Raw genomic sequence first — 19851 nt, 5'->3', positions numbered from 1 at the left:
CGACCGCCTCGGGCGAGGTCGGGGTGATCCGCGCGGAAGCGGACTCACCAGGGGCGATTACTCGGGGGCATGTCTCAGGGGGTCGAAGGTGGGCCCGGCGGGCATCACCCAGAAGAACTCACCCTCGGTGTCGTAGTCGTAGATCAACGCGGAAGTGCCGGCCGTCATCTTCTCGTCGCCCGGCTGCCGGACCTGCACCACGGCCGACGAGCCGTCCGCCGCCGTCACCTCGGCCTGACCGAAGTCGGCGGTGACCGTACCGGTCCGCACCACACAGAGGCGGCCGACGAAGGTGTTACGGCTGGCGTCCGAATCGGTCGGGAAGAGGCGTCCCAACGGCACCGCGACCAGCCGGGTCACCGCGTACGCGCAGAACGCGGCGGCCAGCAGCACGCCGATCGAGACCGCGATCCGGGTGCCGGCGCCGAGCCCGATGCCGTCGAGCAGCGCGGTACCGGCCAGGCTGACGAACCAGGCCACCGCGACGAGCAGGGAGAAGATGATCGCACTGGGTACGCCGCCGAGCCCGAGACCGGCGAGGAACGTACCCGGTCCGCCGTCGACGTCCAGGTCGTCGCCCAGATCCAGCACCCCGGTCAGCACCAGCAGCCAGTAGCCGACGACGACCACGAGCAGGAAGCTGAACAGCACGGTGGGGAAACTGAGTGCCGTGCCGAGAAAGCCGGTCACCTTGTCCTCCTCCCCCGCACCCGGCGGCCCGAGCAGGCCACCGGCACGATGATCGTGACACGGGATGTCAACCGCATGGTCAGGGCCGATCGGCCGGTCCACCCGGTCTGACCGGCCAAGATCAGCCCAGGTTGGCCGTCACGAGAGCGTCCACCGTCGCCGCACGGACCTGCGGCGTGTCCCCGGTCACGGAAACGAACAGGGTACGCCCGTCGGGAAGCCACGCCGACAGGTACGCCGTCGAGGTCGCCACGTCGTCCGTGGCCAGCACCTGCGCCGCAGTCGCCACGGTGACCTCGCGGGATACCCCGGGGAGCCCCAGCGCCGCCTCGAAGTCGAAGACCGCGACCACCCGGATCACCGGGCCGTCCCCCTCGTACGCCACCCGGTCGCCGGTCGGCACCGCCTGCGGACGCGCCATCCGCAGCACCGCCTCGGCGGGGTCGGCCGGCCGCAGATAGGCCGGCAGGCCACGTAGTTCGGGCACGGTGGGACTGGCGGGCGCCGCGGCCGGCGACGCTGGTGCCGGTCGACCGGCCGTCACCACGGTGAAGACCCCCAGGCCGACCACCGTGCAGAGCGCCAACGCCACGGCGACGGCCTGGACCCGGCGACGACGACGCAGGCGGGCCCGCACCGCCGGGAGCGGATCCGGACCCGGCATACCCCCGCCGGGCCCGCCGTCCCAGACCTCCCGAAGAGCATCCCGGACGTCGGTCATCGCGCCACCTCCCGATCGACTCCGGTCATGCCGTCACATCCCGATGGGCTCCGGCCTCGGGGAACGGCTCCGGTCATCGCGCGGCCTCGGGGAACGGCGCCGGTCATCGCACGACCTCCGGGAGGGCTCCGGCACGGACGGCCGGCAGTCCCGGGCGGATCGCGTCGAGCGCCCGGCGCCGCAGGGACCGGACGGCCGCCGGACGTCGCCCGACAGCCTCGGCGATCGCTGCGTCGTCGAGATCGTCGAGGTACGCCAGGACGAGCACCGCCCGTTGCACGGGTGGCAGCCCGGCCAGCAGTCGACGCAGCAGGCCACCGTCCTCGACGCGTTCGGACCCGAGGTCGGCCACGCGATCGGGCCCACTGTCGGCCACGCGATCGGGCCCACTGTCGGCCACGCGATCGGATCCGCTCTCGGCGACACGGCCGGGTTCGCTCTGGCGGCCGGACCTGCCGTCGGCGACCGGCGGAGACGCCGACGGAGTGGGCCGGAGCAGGCGGACCAGCGTCCGGAGCCGACCGGTGTGCAGCCGGATCATCTCGACTTTCGCGTACTCGACCGGGTTGCCGTCGGCGAGCACCCGATGCCACACCCCGGCCACCCGGACGTAGGTCTCCTGGAGAAGATCCTCCGCCCGGTCCGGGTCTGCGGCGACCGCACGCGCGTACCGGCGCAGCACCGGCGCGGACCGGTGGACGAACGTCTCGAACTCGTCGGCTGCCATCCCGCCTCCCTCCCTAGTGCGGTGTCCAGAAACGTTCACCGGGCCGCGCCGCGACACCGCCAACGTTCCTGGACACCGCGCTAGCCACTAATACGCTGCGGGGAGGTGATTGCGTTGCGGCCCGTCGACCACAACCGCCGACCGTTCGGTCAGCGACGTCCGGCGCGGCGGCTCGCCGGCCGAACCGGATCAGCACCATCAGGGCAGCCGGACAGCCGACCCGCCGGTCGACACCGGGCCGGTCGACACCGCCAGGGTCGGGCGAGCCATCGGACTGGGCGACACCGTCAGGGCGCAGGCGACACCGGATTGGGTGACGTCGCCGGGGCAGGGACAGGCCGCCGGACTGGCCGGGGCCGCTTCGGAGGGCTCAGGCGGGGAGCGTGATCCTGCCGTCGATCGCGGACGAAGCGATGTCGCCACGGTGGTGCGACCCGGCCAGCGTGATGCCGCGTACCAGTTCGTAGGCGGCGTCGCGCGCGGCGGCCAGGTCGGGGCCGGTGGCCGTACCGCAGAGGACCCGGCCGCCGGCGGAGAGCAGGGCACCGTCGGCGGCCCGGCGGGCGGTGCCGGCGTGGATGACGCCCGGGCGGTCCGCGCCGGTGATCACGTCACCGGTACGCGGCGGGGCCGGATAGCCCTCGGCGGCGACCACCACGGTCACCGCCGCGCCGTCGTGCCAGCGCAGCGGCGGGTGCTCGGCCAGCGTGCCGGTGGCGGCGGCGTGCAGCAGACCGGCCAGCGGCGTCTCCAGCAGGGCGAGCACCACCTGGGTCTCCGGGTCGCCGAAGCGGGCGTTGAACTCGATCACCCGGGGACCGTCGGCGGTGATCGCCAGCCCGACGTAGAGCAGGCCGGCGAAGGGCGTGCCCCGACGACGCATCTCGACCAGCGTGGGGTGCACGACGTCCCGCATCACGTCATCGACCAGGTCGGACGGCGCCCAGGGCAGCGGCGCGTACGCACCCATGCCGCCGGTGTTCGGGCCGCTGTCACCGTCACCGACCCGCTTGAAGTCCTGCGCCGGCAGCAGCGGCACGGCGGCCTCGCCGTCGGTCACCACGAACAGCGAGACCTCCGGGCCGGCCAGGTACTCCTCGACGACCACCCGACCGCACTCGGCGGCGTGCCGCAGCGCGGCGTCGCGGTCCTCGGTCACCACCACGCCCTTGCCGGCGGCGAGCCCGTCGTTCTTCACCACGTACGGCGGCCCGAACTCGTCCAGGGCAGCGGCCGTACCCGCCTCGTCGGTGCAGGTGTGGGCGCGGGCCGTGGGCACACCGGCGGCCGTCATCACGTCCTTGGCGAACGTCTTGGAGCCTTCCAGCTGCGCCGCCTCGGCCGACGGGCCGAACACCGCGATGCCCTTGGCCCGCAGCGCGTCGGCGACTCCGGCGACCAGCGGCGCCTCCGGCCCGATCACGACCAGGTCGGCGGCCACCTCGACCGCGAGTGCCGCCACGGCTTCGGGATCGGTCGCCACGACCTCCCGCAGCTCGGCAACGCCCGCGATGCCGGGATTGCCCGGTGCCGCGATCACCTGCTCAACGGTCGGATCCTCGGCGAGCCGCAGCGCAAGCGCGTGCTCCCGTCCACCACTACCCAGCAACAGAACACGCACAGCCGGCATCCTACCCACCACCCTCCTCGACCCTGTTGATCAAGAAGTTCGCGTCTCAATTCCGGCGTGTAGACGCCCAAACTTCTTGATCAACGAGGTAGGCGGGCCGGGCAGTGCGGGCGGGGCAGGGCGGGCCGCGTGAGGCTGGGGCGGCGGGGTTAGTGGGGGGTGCGGAGGGCTTGTTTGACGGTTTGCGGGATGTAGTCGGGGTGGAGGGTGTCGGACCAGGTGAAACGGAGGATGCGCCAGCCGGCGTTGACCAGACGGTTCTGTCGCATCCGGTCCGCGTAGATCGCCTGCGGTCCGTCGTGCGGCCCTCTGCCGTCCGCCTCGGCGATCAGGCGGGCCCGGCGCCAGCCCAGGTCACCGACGCCCAGGAGCCAGCCGTCCTCGTCTCGAACCTCGACCTGGAGCACGTCCGGCGGGACACCGCCGTCGACGCACCGCAGCCGGGCACGCGTCTCCAACGGTGACTGGGCCCGGCCGTCCGTCTCGGTGAGGTGCCGCCGGGCGGCGACCGCACCGCGCCGTCCGGCGATCAGAGCGGGGATCGACGCCAGGTCCGCCTCGGTGAGCAGCCGCTTGTTGAGGGCCGAGTCCAGGACGCAGACCGCCGGGTACCGGTCTGCGCGCAGGATGACGTCGGCGACGGTACGCACAGCCGTGGTGACCGGCACACCGGCCAGCACCTCGACATCCTCTGAACCCAGGGTCAACTGGTGTACGACGATTTCCGGATCCGTACGCCGCTGCGGGCGCGGGCACTGCACCGGCACCGAGACGTGGATCTCGGACGCGGCACGCAGCCCGGCGATCCCGTGCATCTCGGCGGCGGTCCCCAGCACGGCCACCGCCTCCGGCCCCAGACTGTCCACCGCCGCCCGGATCCGGGCCCGTCGTAGCGCCAACGGGTCAGGTTCGGTGGACGGCGTGAAGCGCCCCCGGGCCAGCCTGACCCAACGCCCCGACCGGACCAGGTGGCGGATCTGCCCCCGAGTGAACCCCGCCGACAGCGCCTGTTCCACCGTCACCACACCGCTTCGCGCCCCGAGTCCCGTCTCCCCCATCCCCCCACCCCACCGCCCGCAGCCCCACTTTTCCACCCCTGTGGATAACCCGCCGCCCCCTGTGGACAACCTCCGCCGCCTGCGGAGTTGATCAAGGGATTTGGGTCACCCGGGACCTCCCACCGTGACCAAAACTTCTTGATCAACGCGGAGAGGAGGGTGGGGAGGTGGGGGGTGGGGGGGTTAGGGGCAATGCCGCTCAGTTAGGGCGGTGTGGTGGATGTCAAGCGGGGTGTAGACGTGGACGGCGCAATGCCGCTCAGTTAGGGCGGTGTGGTGGATGTCAAGCGGGGTGTAGACGTGGACGGCGGGGTCTCGGTATAGAGGTTTGTCACTCCAAGACAGCCTCTGGACCGGGAGCCCCGCCGTTGGAACAGTCTGCCATCACGTCCACGATCAGGGTGGCTGCGGGGCGGTTCGCGCCGGGCCATCTGGGTGAGTTGACGCAGCAGGTGCCGTTCGAGATGGTCGATGCCGTTCTGGCTGAGGCCGGTGGTGTGCAGTCGCGGGTGCGGGATCTGCCGTCGCGGGTGGTGGTGTATCTGCTGCTCGCGGCGGGGCTGTTCGCTGAGGTCGGTTACCGGCAGGTGTGGGCTCGGTTGGTCGCTGGGCTGGACGGGTTGACGGTGGCGCTGCCGACGTCTTCGGCGTTGTCGCAGGCTCGCCGTCGGGTCGGGGACAAGCCGCTGGTGGCGTTGTTCCGGTTGCTGTCGGGTCCGCCGGCGGGGGCCGCCCGGTGGCGGGGTCTGCTGGTGTGCGCGATCGACGGCACCAGCATGTTCGTGCCCGATACGGCGGCTAACCTGACGGTCTATCCGCGTCAGGCGGGCAGCCACGGTGGGTCGGGGTATCCGATGCTGCGGCTGGTCGCCGTCGTGGCGTGCGGCACCCGCGCTGTCATCGACGCGGTGTTCACCCCCATCAGCACTGGCGAACTCACGTGTGCGGGGCGTCTGTTGGGCTGCCTGCGCCCAGGCATGCTGCTGCTGGCCGACCGTGGGTTCGCCGCCCGTCAGATGATCGAACAGTTCGCCAGCACCGGCGCTGACCTGCTCATCCGCGACAAGGACGACCGGCGGCTGCCCGTCATCCGCCGCCATCGCGACGGGTCCTGGCTGTCTGTCATCGGCACGATGACGGTCCGGGTCGTTGACGCCGAGATCGTCGTGAGCATGAACGGTAAACGCCACGTCGGCCGGTACCGGCTGATCACCACCCTCACCGACCAGCGCCGCTTCCCGGCCATGGACCTGGTCACCCTCTACCACCACCGCTGGGAGATCGAGACGACATATCTGGAGTTGAAGTCCACCCTGCGGGGCGGACGGGTCCTACGAGCCCGAACCCCGAACGGGATCAGTCAAGAGGTCCACGCCCTGCTCACCACCTACCAAGCGGTCCGGCTGGCAATGGCTGACGCCACCGCCAGCCGGCCCACGACCAACCCCGACCGGGCCAGCTTCACCATCGCCGTCCACGCCGCCCGAGACCAGATCACCCAAGCCGCTGGTGTCATCGCCGGCACCGTCATCGACCTCGTCGGCACCATCGGCCGCGCAATCCTGGCCGACCTGCTACCCCCACGCCGCACCCGAATCAGCCCCCGCGTGGTCAAACGCGCGATCTCCAAACACCGCGCCAAAGGCACCATCGACCGCACCAACTACCACGCCACCATCAACATCAACATCCTCGAAACAGCAGCATTGACAACCCGCCCACCGCCCTAACTGAGCGGCATTGGGGTTAGGGGAGGAGGGGGTGGCGGGTTACGTTTTCCTCGCGGCCGGGGCCTACGCCCACGACGCTGACGCGGGTGTTGCAGAGCTGCTCGATGCGGGCGATGTAGCGCCGGGCGTTCTCGGGGAGGTCGTCCTCGGTCCGCGCCTTGGTGATGTCCTCCCACCAGCCTTCGTGCTCTTCGTAGATCGGCGTGGCGTGGTGGAAGTCGGTCTGGGTCATCGGCATGTCGTCGACGCGCTTGCCGTTGATCTCGTAGCCGACGCAGATCGGCACGGTGGCCAGGCCGGTGAGGACGTCCAGCTTCGTGACGACCAGGTCGGTGACGCCGTTGAGGCGGCACGAGTACCGGGCCACCACCGCGTCGAACCAGCCGCAGCGGCGCTCCCGGCCGGTGGTGGTGCCGTACTCGTGGCCGACCTTGCGCAGGTGCGCGCCGTTCTCGTCGAAGAGCTCGGTCGGGAACGGACCCGAACCGACCCGGGTGGTGTACGCCTTGCTCACCGCGATCACCTTCGTGATCGCGGTCGGCGGGATGCCCGCGCCCACGCACGCGCCACCGGCCGTCGGGTTCGACGAGGTGACGAAGGGGTACGTGCCGTGGTCCATGTCGAGCATGGTGGCCTGGGCACCTTCGAGGAGCACGGTGTCGCCACGGTCCAGCGCGTCCCAGAGCATCGCGCGGGTCTCCGCGATGTACGGCCGCAGCCGCTCCGCGTACTCCAGGTACTCCTCGATGGTGGCGTCGACGTCCCCCGCCTTGCGGTTGTAGACCTTGAACAGCACCTGGTTCTTCTCGCGCAGCGCGAGTTCCAGCTTCTTGCGGAAGATGCCCGGGTCGAGCAGGTCCTGCACCCGGATGCCCATCCGGGCCACCTTGTCGCCGTACGCGGGGCCGATGCCCCGGCCGGTGGTGCCGATGCGGGAGCTGCCCAGGTAGCGCTCGACCACCCGGTCCAGCGCCCGGTGGTGCGGCATGATCAGGTGCGCGTCGCCGGAGATGCGCAGCCGGGAGACGTCCACGCCGCGCTCGGCGAGCCCGTCGATCTCGTTCAGCAGCACCTTCGGGTCGACCACCACGCCGTTGCCGATGACGATCACGGCGTTCGGGGAGAGCGCACCCGAGGGCATGAGGTGCAGCGCGTACTTCTGGCCGTCAGGGGTGATCACGGTGTGCCCGGCGTTGTTGCCGCCGGAGTAGCGCACGACGTAGTCGACCCGCTCACCCAGTTGGTCGGTAACCTTGCCCTTGCCCTCGTCACCCCACTGAGCGCCGATGAGCACGATCGCTGGCATCTCTTCGCCTCCAGAAGGCTCGGGTGCCAGATGGCGACCGTGTCAGCGAGCCCGGGGTGTCAGGTTAACAAGTAGTGACGGCACGACCGGCAGGGGTCGCGCCGAGAGGCAGGAGGGGCCTACCCGTGTACGACGTGGTGCTGCTCACCCTCGGCTCGGAGCGGGACGCTCCCGGGGCCGGTTGTGGCAGCGGCGGTGCCTGTTGCGGCGGAACGCCCGAGGCCGCCCCGGACCGGCCGGAACGCTGCGAGACGCCGCGCGTACCGGTGCTGGCCTGCGCAGACGCGCTGACCGCCCGAGGCGCACGGGTCGAGACGGTGACCGCCCGATCGGACGCGGAGATCGACGAGGTGCTGGCCCGACTGGACGCACCGCCTCGGCCGGACGGGCTCACCTGGCCCGACCCGGACTCCAAGGTCCGCCTCGTGCTGGCAGTGGCTGGTGACGCACAGTTGCGGGCCGTGATACGCCGGTTGGTCCGGCGGTACGCCCCGCCGCCGAGTCGTCGTCCGGCCGACCTGGCCGACGGCCGGACCGTGCCGGACCTGCCGCCCGTCGGCGTACTGCCGCTGGATCCGGCCCGCAGCACCACGCACCGGGACCTCGCCGCGCAGCTCGGCCTGCCCCGTGATCCGGCGGCGGTGGCCGCCGCCGTACTCGACGGCACGCCCCGCCGACTGGACCTGCTGCGCAACGACGGCGGCTCGGTGACCCTGGACGGCGCGCTGCTCGGTGCCGCCGCCGAGGACGGGCGCCCGTTGCACTGGCGTGGTCGGGTGGAGGTGGACGACGCGGTGCTCTCCCACGGCGACGACCCGCTGCTGGCCTGCGCGATCGGCAACGCCGCCGGGTACGCCCGGCTCGACGACGTCACCCTGCTCGCCGCGCCCGACCCGACGGACGGGCTGGTCGAGGTCGCGGTGGCGGTCCCGGTGGTGACCCGGTCACGGCTGGGTCGCCGACGGGTACGCCTGGAGGTACGTCGGGCCCGGGGCCGGGCGGTGTCCGTGCTGCCCCGGGACGAGGCTGCGCTGCCGTATCTGGACGACGGCGTGGAGGGGCAGTTGACCCGTAAGCGGTCCTGGTGGACCGAGTCGGGTGCCTGGGCGGTCTGGGCGGTCTGACCCCCACCCCGCGTCGGCGGCCGAGGTCGGCCGGTGGGCCTATCCTCGGCAGAGGGAATGGGGGAGGAACCGTGGTGGACGAGAACGCCGACCGGGCGCACGTGCCCGGCCAGCAAGGGGCGCCGGAACGGGACATCGAACCACTCTGGCCGCCGGACCAGGTCGAGGGCTTCGGCACGCCCGCATGGGCGACGCCACCGACGCCTCCCGCCGCGCCGCCCGTTCCCCCGGGCCGCTCGGCCTACCCGGTGCCGCCGACCGCCGGTCCGCCGGGTCACCTGCCGTCGACCGGTCAGCCGGCCGGTCCGCCCTCGCCCGCCGACTACCCGTCACTGACCGCCGGTGGGCCCAATGGTGTCGGCGGCGAGTCAGGTCCGCCGCCGGGATGGGCGCCGACACCACCGCCCGTGGTCGGCGAGCAGGCGAACGTGCCACCGCCCGTGGTCGGCGGGCGGGCGAACGTGCCTCCACCCGTGGTCGGCGGGCGCGCGAGTGTGCCACCGCCCACCGGCTGGGCACCCGTACCGCCGCAGCCGGAGCACGGCCGGGTCGACCTGGACCTGCCGTTCACCCTCGACCGGCCGACCTCGCTCGCGCCTCCGCACGAGCGCACGTCTGGCACCGCAGGCCCGCCGCCGGACGCGACGGCCGACCACGGTCCGCGTGCCGACGCCGACCTGCGGCCCGCCGCCGACATCGGCTCGCCTGCGGACGACGGTGGGCCGGACCTGGGCGGCGGGACCGAGGCGGGGACTGCGGAGACCTCGACGGGCGGCGGCGACCGTCCGCTCGGCGACGCCCCGCCGCCGCCCCGGCCGTCGACGGAGTCGCCCTGGGCGCAACCTCCGCAGCGCCCGACCGCCAACCTGCCGGAGGGCAGCGACCCGGCCCAGACCACCGACGGCCCGCCGCGTCCCGGTTGGGCCCCCGGTATGCAGCCGCCTCCGCCGGTGCCGTCGGCCGTCGGAACCAGTCGGCCGGTGCCGCCGCAGGCCGGGACGTACCCCGTGCCCGCACCGCAGCACGGCACCCCGGTACCGCCGCCGCACCGTGACGCGTTCCCGTTGCCGCACGTCGGTCCGTTCCCCGAGCACCAGGGCGCGGTCGTGCCGCCGGTGCCGCAGCACGGCGTCCCGATACCACCGCCCCAGTCCGGCCCGTTCCCGCCACAGCCCGATGCGGTGCCGTCCCCACCCAGCGCGGCATCGCCGCAACCCGGGGCAGTCCCGACCCAGCCCGGGGTAGCGCCGACCCAGCCCGGCGCGGTGCCGCCGTATCCGGACGGCTCGTCGTACCCGGCGCCGCATCAGGCGGAGTCGCCGCCCGGACCGTTCCCGCCGCAGCCGGCCTGGAACCCGGCACCCTGGCAGCAGGGCGCGCCGCCGACGACGACGTCCCCGACGCCGCAACTGCCCTACCCGGGCGCGACCCCGACGCCCGTCGGCTACCCCGATCCGGCCTGGAACCCGGCTGAGCCGGGCGTCCCGCCCACCGCCGAGGACTTCGCCCGGCGGCGGCAGGTCCGCCCGGCCGACCCGGTCGCCACCATGGGCGTACGGGCGGTGGTGAATCGGACCGGCCTGGTGAAGCTGCCACCCGGCCGGCAGGAGCTGGAACTCAAGCGGGACATCGAGACGGTCCGCCGCAACTTCGGCGGGCTCCGGCAGGTGACCGTGGTCAACCCGAAGGGCGGGGCGGGCAAGACCGTCGCCATCCTGCTGCTCGCGATGACCTTCGGCCAGAAGCGCGGCGGGTACGTCCTGGCCTGGGACAACAATGAGACCCAGGGCACCCTCGGCATGCGCGCGCAGCAGGACTTCCACTCGCGTACGGTCCGGGATCTGCTGCGTGACCTGGGGCAGTTCCACGGTGCCCACGGGCGGGTCGGTGACCTGTCGCAGTACGTCCGCTCGCAGGGCGAGGGGATGTTCGACGTCCTCGCCTCCGACGAGTCGGCCACCGGCGGCGAGATGCTCACCGCCTCGGCTTTCGGCGAGATCCGTGAGGTGGTCAGCCGCTTCTACAAGCTGATCTTCGTGGACACCGGCAACAACGTCCGGGCCCAGAACTGGCAGGCCGCGATGGACGCCACCGACCAACTGGTGGTCACCATGTCGGCCCGTAACGACTCGGCCGAGACCGCTGCCCGGATGCTCGACCACCTGGAGCAGAGCGGTCGGCAACGGCTGGTCCGGCAGGCGGTCACGGTGGTCTCCATGCCGCCGTCGCGCAAGGAGATCGACCTGCCCGCGATCCAGGAGCACTTCGCCGCGCGTACCCGGGGCGTGTTGCTGGCACCGTACGAGCGGCTCATCGACACCGGAGAGCCGATCCGGTACGCCCAACTCTCGGCGGCGACCCGGGACGCCTGGCTCAAGATCGCCGCCTCGGTCGCCGAGGGACTCTAGACCCCGACCGCGTCACGTCGGGCCGCCGGCCCGGGGAGCGTCTCCCCCGAGTCGGCGGCTCGACGGGCGCTCAGTTGCTGGCCAGCGCGTCGGCGGCGGCCGGGTCGCAGTCACGGAGGAACTGGGCACAGCGGGCCGCCTCGTCCGCCTCACCGATCGCGTCGGCGGCGCGGGACAGCACATAGAGGCAACGCAGGAAGCCCCGGTTCGGCTCGTGCGACCAGGGCACCGGCCCGTGCCCCTTCCAGCCGCTGCGGCGCAGCTGGTCCAGTCCCCGGTGGTAGCCGGTGCGGGCGTACGCGTACGCGGCGACGACCTGGCCCTCGGCGAGGGCGCGGGCGGCCAACGCCGCCCAGGCGGCGCTGTGCGTCGGGAACCGGCCGGCCACCGCGGCCAACGCCTCGTCGCCGCCGTCCTGCTCGGCCGTGGCCAGCGTGGCGTCGGCCTCGTCGTGTGCGGGCAGGAGCGTGGCCGGGGGCTCCGGCAAGAGGTTCTGCATCGTCCCATTCAACCCGCTTCCGGCCATGGCCCGCGAGGGGGTCCGGCGAGCCGGCTGGCTGAACGGCCGAGAGGTCCGTCACGCCTGCGGCCCATGCCACCGCCCGGTCCTTTCCACTACAACTAAAAGACCGGAGCCTCCCCAGGAACCGGAGTTGCGGGAGCTCGGCCAGGCCGCCGGGCTCCCGCCACCTTTCCCAGCCGGTCGGGGTCAGCTCGGGCACGGTTGCGGCAACCGGGCAGGATGGCCGGGTGCCGACCCCACCCCCCGCGGACGTCATCGAGCCGCACACCTGGTTGAACGAGATCCAGACCCGGGCCGAACTCGATCAACGGCTCGCCGACGGAACCCTGGTCGGGCTGACCGTCCAGGGGCTCCGGCTGGACCTGGACCCGGTCCCCGACCTCAGCGACATCGAGGTCGCCGGAGCCCTCTTCGTCGGCTGCCGCTTCGCCTCCCGGCAGGTCGGCGCGGACCTGGTCCGGCGCGGCGCGAACGTGGTGCCGCCCTTCTCCGGGCTGCCGTACCCGACCCAGCCACCGCACCTCTACACCCCCGAGGAACTGGCCGCCGGCTTCACCGAGGGCGGCTTCGAGGCGATGTACGACAGCCGCGTGTACGCGCACTTCCGCGCGCACGGCGGGGCACTCCCCGACGTACGCGAAGCGCTCGGCCAGCGGTTGCACGACCACGGCGTGGACAACGCGCTGGCCGACGCCACCCGGGCCTGGCTGGCCACGCACGGACCGCAGTCCGTCGTCGGGGTGATGGGCGGGCACGCCGTACGCCGAGGCAGCGCGCCGTACCGGACGGCCGCCGTGCTGGGCTGGGAGCTGGCGCGGGCCCACCGCCTGGTGGTGACCGGCGGCGGCCCGGGTGTGATGGAGGCCGCCAACCTGGGCGCGTACCTGTCGACCCGGTCGGCCGAGGACCTCACCGCCGCCATCGACCTGCTCGCCGCCGCACCCGACTTCACCGACCACGACCGCTACACGGCGGCGGCGCTGCGGGTCCGGGAGCTGTTCGGCCGCTCGGTCACGCCACCACCGGAGGACGACGGCGAACCGGCCGTCGCGTACCGGGCCGACTCCGCCGCGCTGACCACCGGCGACCTGGACTGGGCCAACTGTGGCGGGCTGGCGGTGCCGACCTGGCTCTACGGCCACGAACCGGCGAACCTGTTCGCCGGCCGGATCGCCAAGTACTTCTCCAACGCCATCCGCGAGGACACCATCCTGCGGCTGGCCCGGGGCGGGATCGTCTTCGCACCCGGCCGCGCGGGCACGGTGCAGGAGGTGTTCCAGGCGGCCACGAAGACCTACTACGGCACGGACGGGGCCAGCGGGGCGTACGTGTTCCTGGACCGCGAGTACTGGACCTCGGAACTGCCGGTGGAGTCACTGCTGAAGCCCCTGCTGTCCACGTCGCCGTTCGGCGACCTCTCCGGCACCGTGCACCTCACCGACGACGTGCACGAGGCGGTCCGTCTGCTCCTCCGACCGTCGGCGGAGAAAGCTCCGTTCTCGGTGTAAGGAAGGGACCCCTGCTATACACCAGGCGTTAGTAGGGGACCCCTCCTTGCACGAAGCCCAGAAACGCGACGGCGGCCGGCCCCGTGGGAGGAACCGGCCGCCGTCGGCGGCGACGTCAGGACGTCACTTGGTCATCGTGGTACCGGTCGAGCGCAGGTGCTCGCAGGCCTCCGCGACCCGGGCGGCCATGCCGGTCTCGGCGGCCTTGCCCCACACCCGGGGGTCGTACAGCTTCTTGTTGCCGACCTCGCCGTCGACCTTGAGCACGCCGTCGTAGTTGCGGAACATGTGGTCCGCCACCGGCCGGGAGAAGGTGTACTGCGTGTCGGTGTCGATGTTCATCTTCACCACGCCGTAGTCCAGCGCCTCGCGGATCTCGGACAGCAGCGAGCCGGATCCACCGTGGAAGACCAGGCTGAGCGGCTTGTCCTTGCCGTACTTGGCGCCGACGGCGTCCTGGATCTGCTTGAGCACCTCGGGCCGCAGCTTGACGTTGCCCGGCTTGTAGACGCCGTGCACGTTGCCGAAGGTCAGGGCGGCCATGTAGCGGCCCTTCTCGCCCAGGCCCAGCGACTCGACCATGGCGAGTCCGTCCTCGACCGTGGTATAGAGCTTGTCGTTGATGGCGTTCTCGACGCCGTCCTCTTCACCGCCGACGACGCCGACCTCGATCTCCAGGACGATCTTGCCCTTGGCGGCCTCGGCGAGAAGCTGCTCGGCGATCTCCAGGTTCTCCGCGACCGGCACGGCCGAGCCGTCCCACATGTGCGACTGGAACAGCGGCTCCTGGCCGTTCTTGACCCGCTCCTGCGAGATGGCCATGAGCGGCCGGACGAACTTGTCCAGCTTGTCCTTCGGGCAGTGGTCGGTGTGCAGCGCGATGTTGACCGGGTACTTCTTGGCCACCTCGTGCGCGTACGCGGCGAACGCCACCGCGCCGGTGACCATGTCCTTCACCGACGGGCCGGAGAGGTACTCGGCGCCACCGGTGGAGACCTGGATGATGCCGTCGCTCTCCGCGTCGGCGAAGCCCTTGAGCGCCGCGTTGAGCGTCTGGGACGACGTCACGTTGATCGCCGGGTACGCGTACCGGCCGGCCTTGGCGCGGTCCAGCATCTCGGCGTAAGCCTCGGGGGAAGCGATGGGCATGTCGAACGCTCCTTACTTGCCGCTGACGGCCGTGCGGCCGCCGCTCTTCGTGCGCCGGCCGTTCGGCCGCCTGTCGACGGTCGGCCGGGCAGCCGCGCGAAACTCCGTTGGCGGTCGGCCGGATGGCCGCCTGATCGCCATTGGTGCGCCGGACCGCGCTGTCCTACGCGGGCAGTATCCCGTAGCTGGACCAGCCCGGCACAACCGGCCCGGCGCCGGACGGCTCACCGACGGTCCGCACGGTCCGGCACCACGACGCTGATCAGCCAGGTCGCCACCGCCATCACGATGGCTCCCCAGAAGGCGGCCCAGAAGCCGTCCACGTGGAACGGCAGGTCGAGGGTGCCGGCGATCCAGTCCGTCAGCAGGAACAACAGCGCGTTGACCACCAGCGCGAACAGGCCGAGGGTCAGCAGGTAGAAGACGCAGCCCACCACTTTGATCAACGGCTTGAGCACCGCGTTGATCACCCCGAAGATCAACGCCACGATCAACAGGGTGAACACGGTGTCGTAGCCGGTGCGCCCGGTCACCTCGACCCCCGGCACGATCAGCGTGGTGATCCACAGTGCGACGGCGGTCGTCACCAGCCGGATGAGGAAGCCCACGGGACCATCCTGGCATCGGGGCGGCCCGCCGGTGGGCCGATTCGCCCGACTCGGCCGTACCCCGGGTGCGCTCTTCGCCCCGCCGGGTGGCGTGCCGGTTCCCAGCGCGACACCGGCACAGCCCGTACCGTGGAGCGGTACCGTCCACCGACATCCCGGAGGCACCGAATGGGCCAGCCCGGCGAGGACTTCGCCCCCGGCGACCACCTCAGCGCTGACGAACGCGACCTGGAGGCCGAGCCGGCCGACGCGGTCGAGCAGGCCACGGTGGTCAACCCCGCCGAGGTCGAGGACGAACCGCACCGCGGCCTGGAGGTCGCCGACTGGGACGCCATGGAGCAGGCCCGCGTAGTAGCCCCCGACGAAGACGACTACCGCTGACCTCCCGCACCACCCCTCCCCCTGGACTCCCCGCTGACCAGCAGCCCACCCCGCAAGCTCCCCCTCTGAGCAGCACGCCCCCCTCGCCCTCCGACGGCGCATGCACACGTCAGGTTTCCGGGGAGCCCCACCCGCGCAGGGATCAAGCCTGACCGCCCGGAGCGGGTGGGGCTCCCCGGAAACCCACCCCGAGACAACGCCAAAACCCAAGAGCACAAGATCGACCAACCTGGCACGATGAGCCGCGTGCTGCTCACCCTGACCACCACGCACCACCCCGCGACCGACCTGGGCCATCTCCTGGTCAAGCACCCCGACCGCACGCACACCTTCGACGTGCCCGTCGGCACCGCGCACGTCTTCTATCCCGAGGCCGGGGAGCGGCGCTGCACCGCCGCGCTGCTGCTCGACGTCGACCCGGCGAAGCTCGCCGCGCAGGGCCGGGGTCGGGGCCGCCACTCGGCCACCACGCCGGAGACCTTCACCCTCGGGCGGTACGTCAACGACCGGCAGTACGCCGCGTCCAGCCTGCTCGCCTCGGCGCTGTCGCGGGTGTTCCGGTCGGCGTTGCGCGGCGAGTCGCGGGACCGCCCGGAGTTGGCGGGTACGGCCATCCCGCTGGAGGTACGGGTGCCGGTGCTGCGCTGCCGGGGCGGCGCCGACGTGGCCGTACGCCTCTTCACTCCGCTCGGTTGGGCCGTCACCGCGACCGCCGTCCCGCTCGACGAGGCGTACCCGGAGTGGGGCGACAGCCGGTACGTCGATCTGGCCCTCACCGGCACGCTGCGGGTGGCCGACGCGCTCAACCACCTGTACGTCCTGCTGCCCGTGCTGGACGACGCGAAGCACTACTGGGTGGCGCCGGACGAGGTCGACAAGCTGTTGCGGGCGGGCGCGGGTTGGCTCGGTGACCACCCGGAGCGAGCGCTGATCGCCCGCCGCTACCTGGCGCACCGGCGGGCGCTGGCCGGTGCGGCGTTGGAGCGGCTGGCCGCCCAGCGGCCCGTCGACGAGCCGACGGCGGACGACGACGTGGACGAGGTGCCGGCCCGCGCGGGCGGGGCCCGGGCGTCGCTGGCCGCGCGCCGCCGGACGGCGGTGCACGCCGCGCTGGTGGCTGCCGGTGCGCATCGGGTGCTGGACCTGGGCTGTGGCGGGGGCACGTTGCTGGCGACGCTGATCGGGGACCGGCGGTTCACCGAGATCGTCGGCACCGACGTCTCCGCCCAGGCGCTCGCGTCGGCCGCCCGGCGGCTGCGGCTGGACCGGTTGCCCGAGCGCCAGCGCGACCGGGTGACGCTGCGGCAGTCCGCGTTGACCTATCGGGACGACCGGTTGCGCGGGTACGACGCGGCGGTGCTGATGGAGGTGGTCGAGCACGTCGATCCGCCTCGGCTGCCGGCGCTGGAGGACAGCGTGTTCGGGTACGCCCGACCGACGACGGTCGTGGTGACCACGCCGAACGTCGAGCACAACGTGCGGTACGAGGGGCTGACGCCGGGTGCCTTCCGGCATCCCGACCACCGGTTCGAGTGGTCCCGCGCCGAGTTCGCCGACTGGGTACGTCGAGTCTGCGCGACGTACGGCTACACGGCCGCCTCGTCCGGCGTCGGCGACGACGACCCGGAGGTGGGCGCTCCCACCCAGCTCGCCGTGTTCACCCGGATCTGAGCGTTCACCCGGATCTGAAAGTTAATAGGGGGCCCTTGCTCTACCGGAGGCGTTAACAAGGTGCCCTTCCTTATTCCAAGGAGCGATCATGAGCGTCCTGGACATCCCCGAGCTGGCGCTGGTGGCGTTGGTCGGAGTCTCGGGCTCCGGCAAGTCGACGTTCGCCGGCCGGCACTTCGCGCCCAGCCAGGTGCTCTCCTCGGACGCGTTCCGGGCGATGGTCGCCGACGACGAGAACGACCAGTCCGCCTCCGCCGACGCCTTCGACGCGCTGCACTACGTGGCCGCCAAGCGGCTGCGTGCCGGTCGACTCACCGTGGTCGACGCCACCAACCTCCAGCCGCACGCCCGCGCCGGCCTGGTCCGCGTCGCCCGGGAGCACGACGTGCTGCCGGTGGCGATCGTGCTGGACGTGCCGGAGGCGCTGGCCTGGGAGCGTACGGAGGCGCGCAGCGACCGCACCTTGGGTCGGCAGGTGCTCGCCCGGATGTCACGCGACCTGCGTCGCAGCTACGGCCAGTTGGCCCGGGAGGGCTTCCGCAAGGTGCACGTCCTGCGCGGCACCGACGAGATCGACCGCGCCGAGATCCGGTACGAGCGGATGTTCAACGACCGCCGGGAGCTGACCGGGCCGTTCGACATCGTCGGTGACGTGCACGGCTGCCGGGCGGAACTGGAGACGTTGCTGCTCCGGCTGGGCTGGCGGCTGCACCACGACGAGGCGGGTCGCCCGGTGGACGCGACCCACCCGTCGGGGCGTACCGCCGTGTTCGTCGGTGACCTGGTGGACCGCGGCCCGGACTCGCCCGGGGTGCTCCGCCTGGTGATGGGGATGGTCGCGGCCGGGCACGCGCTCTGCGTACCCGGCAACCACGAGCAGAAGCTGCTGCGCAAGCTGCGCGGGCGCAACGTGAAGGTGGCGCACGGCCTGGCCGAGACGCTGGACCAGTTGGCGGCCGAGCCTGCCGAGTTCACCGCCGAGGTGGCCACCTTCGTCGACGGGCTGGTCAGCCACTACCTGCTCGACGGCGGCCGGCTGGTGGTCGCGCACGCCGGGCTCAAGGAGGAGTACCAGGGCCGCGCCTCCGGCCGGGTACGCGCCTTCGCGCTGTACGGCGAGACGACCGGCGAGACCGACGAGTACGGCCTGCCGGTGCGCTACCCGTGGGCCCGCGAGTACCGGGGTGCGGCCACCGTCGTCTACGGCCACACCCCCACCCCCGAGCCCGAGTGGATCAACAACACCATCTGCGTCGACACCGGGTGCGTCTTCGGTGGGCGGCTGACCGCGCTGCGCTACCCGGAACGCGAGCTGGTCTCGGTGCCGGCGGAACGCGAGTGGTACGCCCCGGTGCGCCCGCTCGTCGCCGCTCCGTCCCGCCCCGACGAGGTGCTGGAGCTGACCGACGTGGCCGGGCGGCGGCACGTGGAGCACACGTACGGCTCGTTGACGGTGCCGGCGGAGAACGCCGCCGCCGCGTTGGAGGTGATGAGCCGCTTCGCGGTCGACCCGCGCCGGCTGGTCTGGTTGCCGCCGACCATGGCGCCCTGCTCGACGTCCCGCGTCGACGGCTACCTGGAACACCCGACGGAGGCGTTCGCCGACTACCGGGCGGCCGGGGTGGACCGGGTGGTCTGCGAGGAGAAGCACATGGGCTCCCGCGCGGTGGTGCTGGTCTGCCGGGAGCCGAACGGTGGCCCGTTCGGACCGGGCGGCGGGGTGGTCCACACCCGCACCGGACGGCCGTTCTTCGGCGAACCGCTCGACACCGAACTGCTCGACCGGGTCCGCGCGGCGGTGACCGCCGCCGGGCTCTGGGCAGAGATGGAGACCGACTGGCTGTTGCTCGACTGTGAACTGCTGCCCTGGTCGGCGAAGGCCGGTGGCCTCATCCGGGAGCAGTACGCCGGGGTCGGTGCCGCCGGCCGGGCGGCCCTGCCGGCGGCACTGGACTCGCTGGACGCCGCCGCCGCGCGCGGGCTGGACGTGACCGCGCTGCGCGACCGGACCGCCCGTCGCCGGGACGACGTGCTCGCCTACACGTCCGCCTACCGGGCGTACGTGGGACCCACGGACGGGTTACGCGGGGTGACGTTGGCCCCGTTCGCGGTGCTGGCCGGCGGTTCCGCCGGGTACGCCGACCGCGACCACGGCTGGCACCTGGCCCAGGCCGACCGGCTCTGCGCGGCGGACCCGGAGTTCTTCACGCCGACCCGACGCCAGGTGGTCGACCTCGGCGACCCGGACGCGGTGCAGACCGCGACCCACTGGTGGCTGGAGCTGACCGGGGCCGGCGGCGAGGGCATGGTGGTCAAGCCGTACGCCGGTCCGGCGGCCCGCAGCGAACGGGGCTCGCTGCTCCAGCCGGGCATCAAGTGCCGGGGACGGGAGTACCTGCGGATCATCTACGGTCCCGGCTACACCGAGCCGGAGGAGTTGGCCGCGCTGCGCAAGCGCTCCCTGGGACGCAAACGCGGGATGGCGCTGCGTGAGCACGGGCTGGGACTGGCCGCGGTGGACGCGTTGGTCGACGGTGCCCCGCTGTGGCGTCGGCACGAGTTGGTCTTCGCGATCCTGGCCTGCGAGTCCGAGCCGGTGGACCCCCGTCTCTGACGC

Annotated in this window: 16 protein-coding genes; 7 read left to right on the top strand and 9 right to left on the bottom strand. The window is 72.4% G+C overall.

Features of this window, described 5'->3' with window-relative positions; genetic code table 11:
• Positions 1 to 57: 57 nt before the first annotated feature.
• The 5 genes from HUT12_RS00800 to HUT12_RS00780 all read right to left on the bottom strand — a co-directional run bounded on the left by HUT12_RS00800 (position 58) and on the right by HUT12_RS00780 (position 4826).
• Positions 58 to 690 carry an OB-fold-containig protein gene (locus HUT12_RS00800; protein ID WP_176092255.1) on the bottom strand — a complete coding sequence of 211 codons (633 nt, stop codon included), beginning with the start codon at positions 688 to 690 and terminating at the stop codon, positions 58 to 60.
• A gap of 121 nt (positions 691 to 811) precedes the next feature.
• Positions 812 to 1411: a hypothetical protein gene (locus HUT12_RS00795; RefSeq protein WP_176092254.1), complete on the bottom strand. Its 600-nt coding sequence runs from the start codon at positions 1409 to 1411 to the stop codon at positions 812 to 814.
• 103 nt (positions 1412 to 1514) lie between these two features.
• Positions 1515 to 2138: a sigma factor-like helix-turn-helix DNA-binding protein gene (locus tag HUT12_RS00790; RefSeq protein ID WP_176092253.1), complete on the bottom strand. Its 624-nt coding sequence runs from the start codon at positions 2136 to 2138 to the stop codon at positions 1515 to 1517.
• 370 nt (positions 2139 to 2508) lie between these two features.
• Positions 2509 to 3759: a phosphoribosylamine--glycine ligase gene (purD, locus tag HUT12_RS00785; protein WP_176092252.1), complete on the bottom strand. Its 1251-nt coding sequence runs from the start codon at positions 3757 to 3759 to the stop codon at positions 2509 to 2511.
• 158 nt (positions 3760 to 3917) lie between these two features.
• Entirely contained in the window at positions 3918 to 4826 is a 909-nt protein-coding gene (locus HUT12_RS00780) for a type IV toxin-antitoxin system AbiEi family antitoxin domain-containing protein (RefSeq protein ID WP_176092251.1), read from the bottom strand.
• A gap of 368 nt (positions 4827 to 5194) precedes the next feature.
• Here HUT12_RS00780 and HUT12_RS00775 point away from each other — a divergent pair, with 368 nt between their 5' ends.
• Positions 5195 to 6556 (top strand): IS4 family transposase, encoded by a 1362-nt coding sequence (locus HUT12_RS00775; RefSeq protein WP_176092250.1) that lies wholly within the window; start codon positions 5195 to 5197, stop codon positions 6554 to 6556.
• A gap of 16 nt (positions 6557 to 6572) precedes the next feature.
• On the opposite strand, the gene HUT12_RS00770 is transcribed toward HUT12_RS00775, so the two are convergent.
• Positions 6573 to 7862, bottom strand: a complete 1290-nt coding sequence (locus tag HUT12_RS00770) for an adenylosuccinate synthase (RefSeq protein WP_131056071.1) — start codon at positions 7860 to 7862, stop codon at positions 6573 to 6575.
• Positions 7863 to 7987: 125 nt separating this feature from the next.
• Here HUT12_RS00770 and HUT12_RS00765 point away from each other — a divergent pair, with 125 nt between their 5' ends.
• Both HUT12_RS00765 and HUT12_RS00760 read left to right on the top strand, forming a co-directional pair.
• The gene (locus tag HUT12_RS00765) at positions 7988 to 8986 is read left to right on the top strand and encodes a hypothetical protein (RefSeq protein WP_176092249.1); all 999 of its coding nucleotides are present in this window, start codon (positions 7988 to 7990) and stop codon (positions 8984 to 8986) included.
• A 71-nt stretch (positions 8987 to 9057) separates the two neighbouring features.
• A complete protein-coding gene (locus HUT12_RS00760) occupies positions 9058 to 11394 on the top strand; it encodes a chromosome partitioning protein (protein WP_176092248.1) in 2337 nt (778 codons plus the stop codon).
• 70 nt (positions 11395 to 11464) lie between these two features.
• Here the strand turns inward: HUT12_RS00760 and HUT12_RS00755 are convergent, their stop codons facing one another.
• Entirely contained in the window at positions 11465 to 11893 is a 429-nt protein-coding gene (locus HUT12_RS00755; protein ID WP_176092247.1) for a DUF3151 domain-containing protein, read from the bottom strand.
• 251 nt (positions 11894 to 12144) lie between these two features.
• Here HUT12_RS00755 and HUT12_RS00750 point away from each other — a divergent pair, with 251 nt between their 5' ends.
• Positions 12145 to 13425 carry an LOG family protein gene (locus HUT12_RS00750; protein ID WP_176092246.1) on the top strand — a complete coding sequence of 427 codons (1281 nt, stop codon included), beginning with the start codon at positions 12145 to 12147 and terminating at the stop codon, positions 13423 to 13425.
• 123 nt (positions 13426 to 13548) lie between these two features.
• Here HUT12_RS00750 and fbaA read toward each other — a convergent pair whose 3' ends face one another.
• Complete coding sequence (gene fbaA / locus HUT12_RS00745; protein WP_131055184.1) at positions 13549 to 14574, bottom strand: class II fructose-bisphosphate aldolase; 1026 nt, start codon at positions 14572 to 14574, stop codon at positions 13549 to 13551.
• 224 nt (positions 14575 to 14798) lie between these two features.
• Positions 14799 to 15182, bottom strand: a complete 384-nt coding sequence (locus HUT12_RS00740; RefSeq protein WP_131055186.1) for a phage holin family protein — start codon at positions 15180 to 15182, stop codon at positions 14799 to 14801.
• Between the two features lie 168 nt (positions 15183 to 15350).
• Here HUT12_RS00740 and HUT12_RS00735 point away from each other — a divergent pair, with 168 nt between their 5' ends.
• From HUT12_RS00735 to HUT12_RS00725, 3 genes are all read left to right on the top strand, one after another.
• The gene (locus tag HUT12_RS00735) at positions 15351 to 15563 is read left to right on the top strand and encodes a hypothetical protein (RefSeq protein ID WP_176092245.1); all 213 of its coding nucleotides are present in this window, start codon (positions 15351 to 15353) and stop codon (positions 15561 to 15563) included.
• 246 nt (positions 15564 to 15809) lie between these two features.
• Positions 15810 to 17234, top strand: coding sequence for a 3' terminal RNA ribose 2'-O-methyltransferase Hen1 (locus tag HUT12_RS00730; RefSeq protein ID WP_176095607.1), 1425 nt, complete (start codon positions 15810 to 15812; stop codon positions 17232 to 17234).
• Positions 17235 to 17322: 88 nt separating this feature from the next.
• Entirely contained in the window at positions 17323 to 19848 is a 2526-nt protein-coding gene (locus tag HUT12_RS00725; RefSeq protein ID WP_176092244.1) for a polynucleotide kinase-phosphatase, read from the top strand.
• Positions 19849 to 19851 lie beyond the last annotated feature (3 nt).

The sequence above is a fragment of the Verrucosispora sp. NA02020 genome (genome assembly GCF_013364215.1).
Classification (GTDB): Bacteria; Actinomycetota; Actinomycetes; order Mycobacteriales; family Micromonosporaceae; genus Micromonospora.
Note: the sequence above shows the minus strand (reverse complement) of the source record. Positions and strands in the feature narration are given on the sequence as shown.